Raw genomic sequence first — 15,511 nt, 5'->3', positions numbered from 1 at the left:
GCAACCAAATGGTCCCGTGGTGTAGTGGTTAACATGCCTGCCTGTCACGCAGGAGATCGCCGGTTCGACCCCGGTCGGGACCGCCATTTTATATAAAGAAAAGAACGAAACAAGTTGTTTCGTATTTTTTTATTTGTTTTAACAAAACTAATAAAGACAGTCAAACTATCCTTAGGAAAACTCCTAAGGACTTTTTTATATATTCAAAACCTGTATAATAAAGAGCAGAGAACATTGTGAGTAAAGTAGGTGAAGTCTGTGAGTAAATATGAAATAACAACAAAATCTTCCGAAGAAACCCAGAGATTATCAGAAAAATTAGGGGGACTTGTAAAGGCACAAGATGTAATTATTTTAGAAGGTGATCTTGGAGCTGGCAAGACAACTTTTACAAAAGGATTAGCAAAAGGTCTTGGAGTGAAAAGAGTCGTAAATAGTCCTACCTTCAATATTATTAAAGAATATAAAGGAAGATTACCGCTATATCATATGGACGTGTATCGTTTAGCGGAAAGTGAGGAAGATTTAGGATTTGATGAGTATTTCTATGGTGAAGGGATTACAGTAGTAGAATGGGCTCATTTAATAGAAGCATATTTACCAAATGAGAAGTTACAAATTAGCTTATTCCATGCTGGAGATGATACAAGGAAAATTGTACTCGAGCCAATTGGAAATCGCTATATTAGATTATGTGAGGAGCTATTACAAGATGAAAGTACTAGCAATTGATACTTCAAATTACGTAATGGGCGTATCCCTTATTGAGGAAGACAACGTGATTGGGGAAATCATTACAAATTTAACAAAAAACCATTCTGTACGCCTTATGCCAGCTGTAGAACAACTATTAAAAGAATGTGGTGTAAAACCGAAAGAATTGACTAAAATCGTTGTAGCAGCTGGACCAGGATCATATACAGGTGTTCGTATAGGGGTAACAGCTGCAAAAACATTAGCTTGGTCACTTCAAATACCGATTGTAGGTGTATCAAGTTTAGAAGTAGTGGCTGCAAACGGTGTTAATTTTAATGGATTAATCTGTCCTTTATTCGATGGACGACGTGGGCAAATTTATACTGGGTTATATACATATGAAGGAGAGAATTTAACTTCTATAGAAGAAGACCGAATTGTTCTTATTGTTGATTGGTTGCAAATGTTAAAAGATAAAGGGCAACCTGTTCTATTTATTGGTAACGATGTTAAATTGCATAAAGAAACAATTGTAGAACATTTAGGTGATCAAGCTGTATTTGCTCCATTTACTAAGAATAACCCAAGACCAAGTGAGTTAGCATTCTTAGGATTACAAAAAGAAGAGCAGGATGTGCATACGTTTGTTCCTAGTTACCTTCGTTTAGCCGAAGCTGAAACAAAATGGTTAGAAAGTCAAAAGAATTAGGGGTCTATAGAAAATGGATATGATATTTAGAAAGATGGCACTCGATGATATTGCTCAAATTGTAGCTATTGAAGAAGCATCTTTTTCAACTCCTTGGACTGCAGATGCCTTTCATCGTGAATTAGAGGTGAATGAACATGCACATTATGTTGTGTTAGAAAAAGATGGTCTCGTAATTGGATATTGTGGATTGTGGATAATTCTTGATGAATCACATATAACAAATATAGCTATCCTGCCAGAATACAGAGGTCAAAAGCTAGGAGATGCCTTATTGAAAGAAGTCATTTCCGAAGCGAAAGGATTAGGAGTAAAAACAATGACGCTTGAAGTACGCGTGTCAAATGAAGTAGCAAAGCAGTTATACAGGAAATACGGATTTCAAAATGGTGGGATTCGTAAACGATACTATGCAGACAATCAGGAAGATGGTCTTGTAATGTGGGTGAATATATAATGGAAAAAAATACGATTATACTTGGTATTGAAACAAGCTGTGATGAGACAGCGGTAGCGGTTGTTAAAAATGGAACGGAAATCATTGCGAACGTCGTTGCATCACAAATTGAAAGTCATAAGCGTTTTGGCGGAGTTGTACCAGAGATTGCATCCCGTCACCATGTAGAAGAAATTACAGTTGTGTTAGAAGAAGCTTTAAAAGAAGCGAACATCACTTTTGAGGATATTGATGCAATTGCTGTAACGGAAGGGCCAGGTTTGGTTGGTGCGCTTTTAATAGGTGTAAATGCAGCAAAAGCAGTGGCCTTTGCTCATGATATTCCTCTAGTTGGTGTTCATCATATCGCTGGCCATATTTATGCGAACCGTTTAGTAAAAGAAGTGCAATTCCCGTTACTATCACTTGTTGTGTCTGGTGGGCATACAGAGCTTGTTTATATGAAAGAACATGGTTCATTTGAAGTGATTGGTGAAACGCGAGATGATGCAGCGGGAGAAGCTTACGATAAAGTGGCCCGTACATTATCAATGCCTTATCCAGGTGGTCCTCATATTGATCGCCTTGCGCATGAAGGAAAACCAACAATTGATTTGCCTCGTGCGTGGCTGGAACCTGATTCGTATGATTTCAGCTTTAGTGGATTAAAATCAGCAGTTATCAACACTGTGCATAACGCAAAACAACGCGGTATAGAAATTGCACCGGAAGATTTAGCAGCAAGTTTCCAAGAGAGCGTAATAGATGTACTTGTAACGAAAGCGTCTCGTGCAGCAGATGCTTATAATGTAAAGCAAGTGCTTCTTGCTGGTGGAGTAGCTGCTAATAAAGGGCTTCGTGCACGTTTAGAGGCAGAATTTGCACAAAAAGAAAATATTGAGCTAATTATTCCGCCTCTATCTTTATGCACAGATAATGCAGCGATGATTGCGGCTGCAGGTACAATTGCATACGAACAAGGAAAACGCGCGACATTAGCTTTAAATGCAAATCCAGGATTAGATATTGAAGCATAGTTATACACAAAATTAACCACAGCTTGTGGATAAAACCCGTATTATCTGTTGATAATACGGTTTTTTTTGTGTACATAAAATGTGTATAACTTTTCGTGTGGTTGTGGATAATGTGGAAAAGTTATTTTGGGGTTTATATTATAAAGGTGGATATGTGCATAAACTTGTGGATAAATCAGGTGAAGTCTGACCTTTAAATATATTCTTTTTTGGGAAATAAAAAACAAGGTAACTTTAGTCAATTAAGTTACCTTGTTAGAGCTATTTTATAAATGTAGTTCTTCCCATTCTGCCATACAAGCTTCAAGTTGTTCTTGTAGTGTGTGCTTTTTAGTTGTAATTTCACTAGCCTTTTCATAATCTGCATATATTTCTGGTAAGCAAAGCTGATCTTCTAATGTAGCAATTTCTTCTTCTAAGCCTAAGATATTTTGTTCTAGTTCTTCAATTTTTCGAGTACGTTGACGCTCTAACTTTTTACGTTCTTTTTCTTCGAGATAATTTAATTTTTCTTGTGCAACTACTTTTTGAACAGGTACTTCATCTTCTTGCTGTTCAAATTCTGCACGCTCAATCATTTCATTTTTCTTTTCAACGTAGTAATCGTAATCACCTAAATATTCTTGTGCACCTTCTGTTGATAACTCAACAACGGTTGTCGTTACGCGATTAATAAAGTAGCGGTCATGTGAGACGAATAGAAGAGTACCTGGATAATCAATTAAAGCATTCTCCAAAATTTCTTTACTATTTAAATCAAGATGGTTCGTTGGCTCATCGAGAATTAATAAATTTGATTTTTGCATCATGAGTTTTGCAAGAGCTAATCGAGCCTTTTGTCCACCACTAAGAGAAGATACTGGTTTTAATACATCATCCCCTGTAAATAAAAAGTTGCCTAGTATAGTGCGAATTTCTTTTTCGGGTTGCAGGGGATATTCATCCCATAGTTCATTTAAAACTCGCTTAGAAGATGTTAAGTTGGCTTGCTCTTGATCATAATAACCAACAGATACATTTGATCCGAAAGCAACGTCTCCGTGTAATAGCTGTAACTTATTCACAATGGATTTTAATAATGTGGATTTTCCAATTCCGTTCGGTCCAACTAATGCAACACTGTCACCGCGAGTTAAGCGCATATTTACATGTTCAATAATCGGTTCCTCGTCATAGCCAATAGTTGCATCTTTTACTTGCAAAACATCATTTCCACTTTGTTTTTCAATATCGAAGTGGAAGGAGGCTGATTTAGAATCACCTAATGGTCTAGTTAATAATTCCATTCTGTCTAATTGTTTACGGCGACTTTGAGCGCGTTTCGTCGTAGATGCACGAGCGATATTTTTTTGAACAAAGTCTTCAAGTTTAGCGATTTCATCTTGTTGTTTTTCATAACGTTTCATCTCTTGCTCATATAATGCTGATTTTAAGTCTAAATATTTACTGTAGTTACCAACAAATCGTCTGCTTTCCTTATTAGAAATTTCGTATACCTGTGTAACGAGTTTATCTAAGAAATAGCGATCATGGGAAACGATTAAAATCGCACCAGGATAACCTTGTAAATATTGTTCAAGCCACGTTAGTGTTTCAATGTCCAAATGGTTTGTAGGCTCGTCTAAAATAAGTAAGTCTGGTTTAGTTAATAATAATTTTCCAAGAGCTAAGCGTGTTTTTTGTCCACCACTTAATGTAGAAATTGTCGTCTGGTGCGTTTCAACTGGGAAGCCAAGACCACTTAAAATTGAGCGGATATCCGCTTCGTACTGATAACCACCTTGATCTTTATAATCTAATTGTAATTGGTCATAATCAGCTAATAATCTCTCATATGCAGCCGCATTTGAAAAGTTTTCTTCTTTTCCCATCTCTTGCTCTAGCCTTCGAAGTTTTGTCTCCATTTGCTGTAGATGTGTAAAGACGGTTAACATTTCATCCCAAATTGTTAAAGATGTTTCTAATCCGGTATTTTGAGCTAAATACCCAATTGAGACATCTTTCGGCTTTATAATTTCACCACCATCATGAGATAACTCTCCGGCAATTATTTTTAATAATGTAGATTTCCCGGCCCCATTTCGGCCGACTAATGCGATACGATCTTTTGTTTGTACTTCCAATTTTATGTTTGCGAGAATTGTTTCTGCACCGTATAATTTCGAAAGTCCATTCACTTGTAATAAAATCAATGTTTTCACCTCAAATAATTTCTTAACTTTGCCATGTTTATATTTCTCAATCATACTAAAAATAGTGTATAGTTTAAAATAAAGAGAGAATACTTCTTCTCTTTATTATACAAGGAAATTCATGAGTGCTAAACTTCTGAATTTGATTCGAGTATATGAATAAAGATAGGAAGAGAGGAGAGGTTATATGGATCAGCAGAAAATTCCACAGGCCACTGCTAAACGATTGCCTCTATACTATCGATTTATCCAAAACTTATCTCTTTCTGGTAAGCAACGTGTTTCATCAGCCGAATTGAGTGAAGCGGTAAAGGTTGATTCCGCAACTATTCGAAGAGATTTCTCATACTTTGGAGCGTTAGGGAAAAAAGGGTATGGATATAACGTGAATTATTTATTATCATTTTTCCGTGAAACACTCGACCAAGATGATATAACACGTGTAGCGCTTATTGGAGTAGGTAATTTAGGGACCGCTTTCTTACATTATAATTTCACGAAAAACAATAATACAAAAATTGAAATGGCATTTGACGTTAGTGAAGAGAAAGTTGGAACAGAAATCGGAGGAATTCCTGTATATCATTTAGATGAATTAGAAGAGCGTTTATCAACTGATATACAAGTGGCAATATTAACGGTACCCGCTACAGTAGCGCAGGCTGTGGCAGATAGATTGGCAGAAACGAACGTGCATGGTATTTTAAATTTCACGCCAGCACGATTAAATGTGTCAGAGAATATAAGAATTCATCATATTGATTTAGCTGTAGAGTTACAAACGCTTGTTTACTTTTTGAAAAATTATCCACAATAAAACGCAGAGGAGACAACCTCTGCGTTTTATTATTGTTTTTTCTTTGTGAATTTGACTAAGATAAGGCGAAGTGACAAATTAAAATCAATTGTTGCCATAACTGCAAATAGTATTGTCCACATATTCCAGATTGTATCTGTCACGTTCGTAATGGCGAAGCGTGTGAAGACACATCCAAGAAGGAAGTACAATGCAGCCATGAACAATGGTGAGTTTCTCATATTAAAAATCCTCCGATAAAGCCTTGCATTTTTTCAGCCTCTTTAATCATTTCTTGAATTTGCTCATTACTTACTACAACTTGAGCGACTGCAACTAATGTATTCATTGCAACATGAGCTGCAATAGGAACGATAATTCGTTTCGTTTTTACGTATAAAAAGGCGAATACGAGCCCCATAGAAGTGTATACCAATAAGTGAGTAAAATCAAAATGAATCGCCGCGAATACAAGCGAACTAATGATAGCTGCAATAAAGAAGTTAAACTTCTTATAAAGTGTGCCAAATAAAATTTTTCTAAATACGATTTCTTCTAAAATAGGCCCTATTATAGATATAACAATAAGGAACCAAGGTGTCGTTCTTGCGATGTCCATAAGCCTTGCTGTATTCTCAGATCCAGGTGTAATCCCTAATAAACGCATTTCAATCATACCGGCAATACTTTGTGAGAACAGTGCTAAGAAGAACCCGATAATAATCCATCCAATTGTAGCTGGAGCAGAAGAGCGCATTTTATCTAAATGCCGGTCACGAATATCTGTTTTAAGTAACCAAAGTACGATACATAATGCAATAAAGAAGCTAATGATTGCCCAATGGCCAGTTATGATTTGACCTTTTTCCTCAATGGTAAATTCTCTATTATCATAGAGGCCTGTTTTTAGGAGAAGTGGTAATCCAACAATCCCAGATAACTGCATTAAAATGTATGTAACGATAATCCACCAATATTGTTTCTTCAAATGGCTTAACCATCCTTTCTAACTCTAGTGTATGAGATAAGGTAGGATAACATGTAAATATCCTATCTGTGATATAAACGTTCAATCATATTATGATTTTTTTGTAAATCTGTATTTAAAAATGAAATAGGAGACAGGAAAAAGTTGTACGTGTAGCGAAAACAACTTAGGGTGTCTTTCATATTGTAACATACGAGAAGTGGAAACAACGATTCATATAGTAAAGGTAGTAGAAGAAACAACAATTCTATATAGAAACGTTTATATAGTAATTTGCGAAAAAATTATGATTTTTTTACTTGCAAAAGAAATTGAGATTATTTATTATTATAAGTGTGTTAGCACTCGGGAGAGTTGAGTGCTAATAAATAAAATTTACATAACAAAATGAGGAGGTTATTGTTCATGCTAAAGCCATTAGGTGATCGCGTTGTAATTGAACTTGTTCAAGCAGAAGAAAAAACAGCAAGTGGTATTGTATTACCAGACACTGCAAAAGAAAAACCACAAGAGGGTAAAGTTATTGCAGTAGGTACTGGTCGAGTGCTTGAAAATGGTGAGCGTGTTGCTTTAGAGGTAGCAGCAGGTGATCTTATCATCTTCTCAAAATATGCAGGTACTGAAGTGAAATACGAAGGTACAGACTACTTGATTTTACGTGAAAGTGACATTTTAGCAATTATTGGTTAATTATATACATTTAAAAATTCAAGGGGGTCAATTATTATGGCAAAAGATATTAAATTTAGTGAAGAAGCACGTCGTTCGATGCTTCGCGGTGTCGACACTCTTGCAAACGCAGTAAAAGTAACACTTGGACCAAAAGGTCGTAACGTTGTACTTGAGAAAAAATTCGGTTCACCACTTATTACAAATGATGGTGTAACAATTGCAAAAGAAATCGAATTAGAAGATGCATTCGAAAACATGGGTGCGAAATTAGTAGCAGAAGTTGCTAGTAAAACAAATGACGTAGCTGGTGATGGAACGACAACTGCAACTGTATTGGCGCAAGCTATGATTCGTGAAGGTTTAAAAAACGTAACAGCTGGTGCTAACCCAATGGGTCTTCGTAAAGGTATCGAAAAAGCTGTTACTGTTGCAATTGAAGAATTAAAAACGATTTCTAAACCAATCGAAGGTAAATCTTCAATCGCACAAGTAGCTGCTATTTCTGCTGCTGACGAAGAAGTAGGTAAATTAATCGCTGAAGCAATGGAGCGCGTTGGTAACGACGGTGTTATTACTTTAGAAGAATCTAAAGGATTCACAACAGAATTAGACGTAGTAGAAGGTATGCAATTTGATCGTGGATATGCATCTCCTTACATGATTACTGATTCTGACAAAATGGAAGCAGTTCTTGATAACCCATACATCTTAATTACTGATAAGAAGATTTCTAACATCCAAGAAATCTTACCAGTATTAGAGCAAGTGGTACAACAAGGTAAACCACTTCTTATCATTGCTGAAGATGTAGAAGGCGAAGCGTTGGCTACATTAGTAGTGAACAAACTTCGTGGTACATTCAATGTAGTAGCTGTTAAAGCTCCTGGATTTGGTGACCGTCGTAAAGCAATGCTAGAAGATATCGCAATCTTAACTGGTGGCGAAGTAATCACTGAAGAATTAGGACGTGACTTAAAATCTGCTACAGTTGCATCTTTAGGACGCGCTGGTAAAATTGTTGTAACGAAAGAAAACACAACTGTAGTTGAAGGTATTGGAAATGCACAACAAATCGAAGCTCGCATCGGTCAAATCCGTGCGCAATTAGAAGAAACAACTTCTGAATTCGATCGTGAAAAATTACAAGAGCGTCTTGCAAAACTTGCAGGTGGCGTAGCAGTAATTAAAGTAGGTGCAGCAACTGAAACTGAGTTAAAAGAGCGCAAACTTCGCATTGAAGATGCACTTAACTCAACTCGTGCAGCAGTAGAAGAAGGTATCGTTGCAGGTGGTGGTACTTCACTTATGAACGTATACACGAAAGTAGCTTCTATCGTAGCTGAAGGCGACGAAGCAACAGGTATCAACATCGTACTTCGTGCGTTAGAAGAGCCAGTTCGTCAAATCGCAATCAACGCTGGTCTAGAAGGATCTGTAGTTGTAGAGCGTCTAAAAGGCGAAAAAGTAGGCGTTGGTTTCAACGCAGCTACTGGCGAATGGGTAAACATGCTTGAGTCTGGTATCGTAGATCCAGCAAAAGTAACTCGTTCTGCACTTCAAAACGCAGCATCTGTTGCAGCTATGTTCTTAACAACTGAAGCTGTAGTTGCTGACAAGCCAGAACCAAATGCACCAGCAATGCCTGACATGGGCGGCATGGGCATGGGTGGTATGGGCGGAATGATGTAATTCCGTTCGCTCGAAAAACATCCACTTCTATATAGAAGTGGATGTTTTTTTGTGTTTTTGAGAAAAGGAAAATAATTTCTGTAGAATTTTGTCGCTTTCTCTCTTGACCATATTGATACTTCATTGTTAGAATCTAGGAAGATAATATAAAACGATCCTTCATATATCCTCAATGATATGGTTTGAGAGTCTCTACCGGGTTACCGCAAACAACCTGACTATGAAGGCAGTGTGTCTTATATTTATAAAGAGCGGAGACTATCTTTCTTTATAAAGCCAGACCCCTGCCTTTTCTTTGTTATGAGACTAGAGGCGGAGGACTGGCTTTTTTTATTATATTGGTAATGCTTTTCGCCAAATTGGTGAAAATATTTATATACGAGAACTAACGTTGGGGTGATTATTTTGAAGAAACAGCACGATACAATTATCGTTTTAGATTTTGGGAGTCAGTACAATCAGTTAATAGCACGTCGAATTCGTGAGTTCGGTGTATACAGTGAACTTCATCCACATACAATTACTGCAGAAGAAATTAAAGCAATGAATCCAAAAGGGATTATTTTCTCTGGTGGACCAAACAGTGTATACGGTGAAGGTGCATTACATTGTGATGAAAAAATCTTTGAACTAGGATTACCGATTTTCGGTATTTGTTACGGTATGCAACTTATGACACAACACTTCGGTGGTAAAGTAGAGCGTGCAAACCACCGTGAGTACGGAAAAGCTGTTCTTAAAGTAGAGAACGAATCAAAATTATATGCGAACCTTCCAGAAGAGCAAGTTGTATGGATGAGTCATGGTGACTTAGTAACTGGTTTACCTGAAGGATTCGTAGTAGATGCAACAAGTGAGTCTTGTCCAATTGCTGGTATGAGCAATGAAGAGAAAAACTTATACGGTGTACAATTCCACCCAGAAGTACGTCACTCTGAGCACGGTAACGATTTAATTAAAAACTTCGTATTCGGCGTATGTGGTTGTTCTGAAGGATGGAACATGGAGAACTTTATCGAAGTAGAATTAGAGAAGATCCGTGAAACTGTTGGAGACAAAAAAGTACTATGCGCACTTAGTGGCGGTGTAGACTCTTCTGTTGTAGCAGTATTAATTCATAAAGCAATCGGTGACCAATTAACATGTATTTTCGTTGACCACGGCTTACTTCGTAAAGGTGAAGCAGAAGGCGTTATGAAAACATTTAGCGAAGGCTTCCATATGAACGTTATTAAAGTGGATGCACAAGAACGCTTCATGAACAAGTTAAAAGGTGTAGAAGATCCAGAACAAAAACGTAAAATTATCGGTAACGAATTCATTTACGTATTTGATGATGAAGCTTCTAAATTACAAGGTATGGACTTCTTAGCGCAAGGTACACTTTACACAGACATCGTTGAAAGTGGTACAGCAACTGCACAAACAATTAAATCTCACCATAACGTTGGTGGACTTCCAGAAGACATGCAGTTCAAATTAATTGAGCCTTTAAACACTTTATTTAAAGATGAAGTACGCGTATTAGGATCAGAACTAGGAATTCCTGATGAAATCGTATGGCGTCAACCATTCCCAGGTCCAGGACTTGGTATTCGTGTATTAGGTGAAATCACAGAAGAGAAATTAGAAATCGTTCGTGAATCTGATGCGATTTTACGTGAAGAAATTATAAAAGCAGGATTAGACCGCGAAATCTGGCAATACTTCACTGCGCTTCCTGGTATGCGTAGCGTAGGTGTTATGGGTGACGAGCGTACTTACGATTACACAGTAGGTATCCGTGCAGTAACATCTATCGACGGTATGACAGCTGACTGGGCACGTATCCCTTGGGACGTATTAGAGAAAATCTCTGTACGTATCGTAAACGAAGTAAAACACGTTAACCGTATCGTGTATGATGTAACGAGTAAGCCACCAGCAACTATCGAGTGGGAATAGTATTATAAAAAAAGATCCATCTATCGTTTATGTATAGATGGATCTTTTTGTTTCTACTCTTAATACGAACGAAAATATAAAAGTTTATAAAAACGTTCGTTTTTAAATTGACAAAAGTACCTTATCGAGTTAATATGATTATGTAATTGATACGAAAAGTGAATATTATAGCCGTCGTATAATATCGGGGATATGGCCCGAAAGTTTCTACCTAGCTACCGTAAATGGCTTGACTACGAGGCGTTTTTATAAAGATGAGGGGAAACTTGTCTTTGTTTATAGAACGCTTCCATGTATATGCAATGGAAGCCTTTTTTATTTTTATAGATAAAAGAGGGCTAGGGTGAAATGCGGCGAGTAATCATATAACGGGGGAAACGTAGGATGAAACGCTATTTTCAGTTTGATGAGCTCGGTACGAATTATAAGACTGAGTTCATAGCAGGGTTAACGACATTTCTATCTATGGCTTACGTACTATTTGTCAATCCTGCTACGCTGTCACTTGGAAATGTTAAAGGGTTACCAGCAGGTACAGGGATGGATCCAGGTGCAGTATTCGTTGCTACAGCATTAGCAGCAGCGATTGGTTCGTTAATTATGGGTATTTTCGCAAAGTATCCAATTGCTTTAGCACCAGGTATGGGAATTAACGCGTTCTTTGCTTATACAGCAGTGTTAACGATGGGTATTCCATGGCAAACAGCAATTGCTGGAACATTAATGTCAGGTATTATCTTTATTATTCTTACTGCTTCAGGTATTCGTGAAAAAATCATTAATGCTATTCCAGCAGAGTTAAAATTTGCGGTAGCAGCAGGTATCGGATTATTCATTGCCTTCCTTGGATTTCAAAATGCCGGAATTATCGTAAAAAATGATGCTGTTCTTGTTGGATTGGGGGATTTAACAAAGGGCACAACGTTACTAGCGATTTTTGGAGTTGTTACTACAATCATTTTCATGATTAAGAAAATAAATGGTGCAGTTTTCTACGGTATGATCCTTACAGCAATCTTAGGAGTAGCAACTGGATTAATTGATACACCGAAAGCTGTAGTGGGAGCAATACCGAGTCTAGAACCAACGTTCGGGGTAGCGTTAACTCACTTTGGAGACATTTTCACTGTTCAAATGGGGATTGTTATTATAACGTTCTTCTTTATCGATTTCTTTGATACAGCAGGTACGCTTATGGCGGTTGCGAATCAAGCAGGATTAATGAAGAACAATAAATTACCACGTGCAGGAAAAGCGTTATTTGCAGATGCGATCGCAACTGTAATTGGTGCAATTCTAGGTACATCAACAACAACGTCTTATATTGAATCTTCTGCAGGGGTAGCGGCAGGTGGGCGTTCTGGATTTACAGCAGTTGTAACAGCAGGGTTCTTCTTGCTAGCACTATTCTTCTCGCCATTACTAAGTGTTGTAACGCCAGCTGTAACGGCACCAGCTTTAATTATTGTCGGGATTTTAATGGTTTCTTCTTTAGGAGAAATTGACTGGAAGAAATTCGAGATTGCAGTACCAGCATTCTTTACTATCATTTCAATGCCACTTACGTATAGTATCGCGACAGGGATTGCGATTGGATTTATCTTCTATCCAATTACAATGGTTGTGAGTGGTCGTCGTAAAGAAGTTCATCCAATTATGTATGTTATGGGAGTTTTATTCGTACTATATTTCATCTACGTTCGTAAATAGAAGGGGTTTTTCAAAGGTCTAGACTTAAGGGGAGTCTAGACCTTTTTTGCGTCTTCAGAAAATCTTAAGGATTTCCGAGCGTTTTTCTTCAGAAGTTTTCCTATAATAGAAGTTAGGGATTAAAAAAGTGATGGGGGAGATATTGTGGCACACGAAACAATACTTGTCGTAGATGATGAAAAAGAAATTCGGAATTTAATTACAATCTATTTAAAGAATGAAGGATATAAAGTACTACAAGCAGGAGACGGAGAAGAAGGATTGCGTTTACTAGAAGAAAATGAAGTACATCTAGTTGTATTGGATATTATGATGCCAAAAGTAGATGGTATTCATATGTGTATGAAAGTAAGAGAATCGAAAGAAATGCCGATTATTATGCTTTCGGCGAAAACGCAAGATATGGATAAAATTTTAGGATTAACAACAGGTGCAGATGATTACGTAACGAAACCATTTAATCCGTTAGAGTTAATCGCAAGAATTAAATCTCAGTTACGTCGTTATATGAAGATGAATGGTTTTGCTATTCAAAATGAGGACGAGTTAGAAATTGGAGAGATGAAAATAAACATTTCAACCCATAAAGTTATTGTGGATAGTGAAGAAGTGAAACTGACCCCGAGGGAATTTTCAATTTTAGAATTACTAGCTCGTAACCCGGGTATGGTCTTTAGCGCGGAACAAATTTATGAAAAGGTTTGGAACGAAAGATCTTTCCAGTCTGATAATACTGTAATGGTGCATATTCGGAAAGTGCGTGAAAAGATTGAGGAGAACCCGAGAAAACCTAGATATATAAAAACAGTGTGGGGAGTGGGATATAAGATTGAAAAAGATATTTAATCCATTTACTTATGTGAGGAAAACAAGACAATTAATTGAGAAATTAGTAAAGAGCGTACGAAAGAGTATAAGAATTCAATTGGTTACTACTTTTGCTGCTTGTGCGTTATTAGGAGTTTTTTTTGCAAAGGGAGCTGCACCATTTTTTGAGAATGCGAATCGTCAAGCGACCATCGATTATCGGACTGGTATGGAGCAAATTAACCAACAAGCTCAAAGTGTGGCAAATAGTTCAGTTCATGAAAATAAATTAGAGGCTATATCAAGTATGATTGAACTAGAGAATCAAAATTTAGAACGAGGCTCTAGAGCTTTAAAGGTATTGGTTACTGACGAGAGTGGTAAAGTTTTATATAAGACGAAGCAGGCACAAGAAGAGCAAATTGATTTGCATAATACGATTCGTAATGCAGCATCATTTGCGATTAATTATTCAAACGGTCGAGATGTATTTGAAAATACGAGAAAAGAATTTATATCCTTTTCGCCTATTACAATAGAAAATAAGAATTTGTATATGTTCGTTAGTGGGATTCCGGATGGTTTAGTAATGTATGAGACACAAGAAGGGCCATTTCCATTTTTCATAGGTGTGCTCGTATTCATTTTCTCTTTCTTCTATATAACAAAGAGAAAGATGAAGCAAATTGAAGCGATGGCACTAGGTGTAAAGGAAATAGAAAAAGGCAACTTAGCTTACCGTATTGAGAAAAAAGGTGAAGATGAGATTGCAGCTTTAACTGAGAATATTAACAATATGGCAGAAGAGCTTATGAATAATATAGAAAAAGAGCGTAAGTTAGAAAAGCAGAAAAACGAGCTTATTACGAATGTATCTCATGATTTACGTACGCCACTTACTTCTATTATGGGTTATTTACGATTACTTCGAGATTCTAAATATGAAAATAAAGAACAACATGATGAGTATACGAGAATTGCTTTTGCAAAGTCGGAGCAGTTAAAGAATTTAATAGAAGATTTATTTGAGTATACGAAGTTAACAAATGAACAGGTTGTGCTAGAAAAACAAGAAGTATGTGTAAATGAGTTGCTTGAGCAATTAATAGAAGAGTTAGTACCACAGGCGGAAGAGCATGGACTTACATTTGTTAAGAAATTTCCTGAGGAACGTGCATATGCAACAATTGATTCGGAAAAGATGGTCCGTGTATTCGATAATTTACTAATGAACGCGATTAAGTATAGTAAAGATGACGGAGAGATAAAGGTTTCACTGCAAAGGCAGCGTAGGGATATACAAATTGTTATCGCGAATCATAGCGAAGAGTTTACGAGAGAAGAGTTAGGGAGTTTGTTTGAACGTTTTTATAAGAAGGATCAATCTCGAAGTAGAGTAACAGAAGGATCGGGACTTGGATTAGCTATTGCGAAAAGTATTGTTGAATTGCAAGGTGGTAGTATTCGAGCTGAATATGAGGATGGTATTATTCAATTTATCGTCTCGTTACCAATTGTAGAAAAATAATAAATGAATAGAATGTCATATGATAAAAAGGCTTATTTTAAAAGAAATAAGTCTTTTTATATTTTTTTAGAAAAACATATTGACGATTAGGGTATAGAGGTGTAATATAGAACAAGTCGCCGATGCAGTAACGCAGAATGCGGCAAACGAAATGAAAAACTTAGTTGACATTGAAAGATGAAGATGTTAACATAAGGAAGTCGCAAATGAGCGGCAAAGTAGTTCTTTGAAAACTGAACGAAACAAACAACGTGAAACGTCAATTTTTATTTTAGATGCTAGACAAACTAACTTTATTGGAGAGTTT

The 15,511-nt window shown here is 36.8% G+C and carries 14 protein-coding genes, 1 tRNA gene and 2 riboswitches; of the genes, 12 read left to right on the top strand and 3 right to left on the bottom strand.

The genetic code is table 11. The annotated features are described in order from the left end of the window. Positions 1 to 10: 10 nt before the first annotated feature. The 5 genes from MR109_RS28635 to tsaD all read left to right on the top strand — a co-directional run bounded on the left by MR109_RS28635 (position 11) and on the right by tsaD (position 2,878). Positions 11 to 86: transfer RNA gene (locus MR109_RS28635), tRNA-Asp, on the top strand. 172 nt (positions 87 to 258) lie between these two features. Next, the gene (gene tsaE, locus MR109_RS28630; RefSeq protein ID WP_002113433.1) at positions 259 to 732 is read left to right on the top strand and encodes a tRNA (adenosine(37)-N6)-threonylcarbamoyltransferase complex ATPase subunit type 1 TsaE; all 474 of its coding nucleotides are present in this window, start codon (positions 259 to 261) and stop codon (positions 730 to 732) included. Next, the gene (gene tsaB, locus MR109_RS28625; RefSeq protein WP_098308531.1) at positions 713 to 1,405 is read left to right on the top strand and encodes a tRNA (adenosine(37)-N6)-threonylcarbamoyltransferase complex dimerization subunit type 1 TsaB; all 693 of its coding nucleotides are present in this window, start codon (positions 713 to 715) and stop codon (positions 1,403 to 1,405) included. Before tsaE ends, tsaB begins: the two co-directional genes overlap by 20 nt. A 13-nt stretch (positions 1,406 to 1,418) precedes the next feature. Continuing rightward, positions 1,419 to 1,862, top strand: a complete 444-nt coding sequence (rimI, locus tag MR109_RS28620; RefSeq protein ID WP_141548876.1) for a ribosomal protein S18-alanine N-acetyltransferase — start codon at positions 1,419 to 1,421, stop codon at positions 1,860 to 1,862. After that, positions 1,862 to 2,878: a tRNA (adenosine(37)-N6)-threonylcarbamoyltransferase complex transferase subunit TsaD gene (gene tsaD, locus MR109_RS28615; protein WP_025149411.1), complete on the top strand. Its 1,017-nt coding sequence runs from the start codon at positions 1,862 to 1,864 to the stop codon at positions 2,876 to 2,878. Before rimI ends, tsaD begins: the two co-directional genes overlap by 1 nt. A gap of 266 nt (positions 2,879 to 3,144) precedes the next feature. Here the strand turns inward: tsaD and MR109_RS28610 are convergent, their stop codons facing one another. After that, positions 3,145 to 5,070: an ABC-F family ATP-binding cassette domain-containing protein gene (locus MR109_RS28610; RefSeq protein ID WP_218652339.1), complete on the bottom strand. Its 1,926-nt coding sequence runs from the start codon at positions 5,068 to 5,070 to the stop codon at positions 3,145 to 3,147. 187 nt (positions 5,071 to 5,257) lie between these two features. On the opposite strand from MR109_RS28610, the gene MR109_RS28605 reads away from it, so the two are divergent. Continuing rightward, entirely contained in the window at positions 5,258 to 5,887 is a 630-nt protein-coding gene (locus MR109_RS28605) for a redox-sensing transcriptional repressor Rex (protein ID WP_002174584.1), read from the top strand. Positions 5,888 to 5,916: 29 nt separating this feature from the next. Here the strand turns inward: MR109_RS28605 and MR109_RS28600 are convergent, their stop codons facing one another. After that, positions 5,917 to 6,108 carry a YdiK family protein gene (locus MR109_RS28600; RefSeq protein ID WP_048375976.1) on the bottom strand — a complete coding sequence of 64 codons (192 nt, stop codon included), beginning with the start codon at positions 6,106 to 6,108 and terminating at the stop codon, positions 5,917 to 5,919. Then, a complete protein-coding gene (locus MR109_RS28595; protein ID WP_071718302.1) occupies positions 6,105 to 6,854 on the bottom strand; it encodes a CPBP family intramembrane glutamic endopeptidase in 750 nt (249 codons plus the stop codon). The genes MR109_RS28600 and MR109_RS28595 overlap by 4 nt, the downstream gene beginning before the upstream one ends. Positions 6,855 to 7,259: 405 nt before the next feature. Between MR109_RS28595 and groES the strand changes: the two genes are divergently transcribed. The 6 genes from groES (at position 7,260) to ampS (ending at position 15,204) form a co-directional block, all read left to right on the top strand. Next, complete coding sequence (groES, locus tag MR109_RS28590; protein WP_000917305.1) at positions 7,260 to 7,544, top strand: co-chaperone GroES; 285 nt, start codon at positions 7,260 to 7,262, stop codon at positions 7,542 to 7,544. 36 nt (positions 7,545 to 7,580) lie between these two features. Next, complete coding sequence (gene groL / locus MR109_RS28585) at positions 7,581 to 9,215, top strand: chaperonin GroEL (RefSeq protein ID WP_242274735.1); 1,635 nt, start codon at positions 7,581 to 7,583, stop codon at positions 9,213 to 9,215. Between the two features lie 139 nt (positions 9,216 to 9,354). Next, positions 9,355 to 9,456, top strand: a riboswitch (purine riboswitch). Positions 9,457 to 9,620: 164 nt separating this feature from the next. Then, positions 9,621 to 11,159: a glutamine-hydrolyzing GMP synthase gene (gene guaA / locus MR109_RS28580; protein WP_000743914.1), complete on the top strand. Its 1,539-nt coding sequence runs from the start codon at positions 9,621 to 9,623 to the stop codon at positions 11,157 to 11,159. Positions 11,160 to 11,313: 154 nt separating this feature from the next. After that, a riboswitch (purine riboswitch) is annotated at positions 11,314 to 11,415 on the top strand. 128 nt (positions 11,416 to 11,543) lie between these two features. Further along, on the top strand, positions 11,544 to 12,869 hold the full coding sequence (locus MR109_RS28575) for an NCS2 family permease (RefSeq protein WP_048376011.1): 1,326 nt from the start codon (positions 11,544 to 11,546) through the stop codon (positions 12,867 to 12,869). A 144-nt stretch (positions 12,870 to 13,013) separates the two neighbouring features. Next, on the top strand, positions 13,014 to 13,715 hold the full coding sequence (locus MR109_RS28570) for a response regulator transcription factor (RefSeq protein ID WP_071718303.1): 702 nt from the start codon (positions 13,014 to 13,016) through the stop codon (positions 13,713 to 13,715). Continuing rightward, positions 13,699 to 15,204, top strand: a complete 1,506-nt coding sequence (ampS, locus tag MR109_RS28565) for an aminopeptidase AmpS (RefSeq protein ID WP_242274734.1) — start codon at positions 13,699 to 13,701, stop codon at positions 15,202 to 15,204. Before MR109_RS28570 ends, ampS begins: the two co-directional genes overlap by 17 nt. Positions 15,205 to 15,511 lie beyond the last annotated feature (307 nt).

It is taken from the genome of Bacillus cereus group sp. BfR-BA-01310, from assembly GCF_022664325.1.
GTDB classification, from domain to species: Bacteria; Bacillota; Bacilli; order Bacillales; family Bacillaceae_G; genus Bacillus_A; species Bacillus_A paramycoides.
Note: the sequence above shows the minus strand (reverse complement) of the source record. Positions and strands in the feature narration are given on the sequence as shown.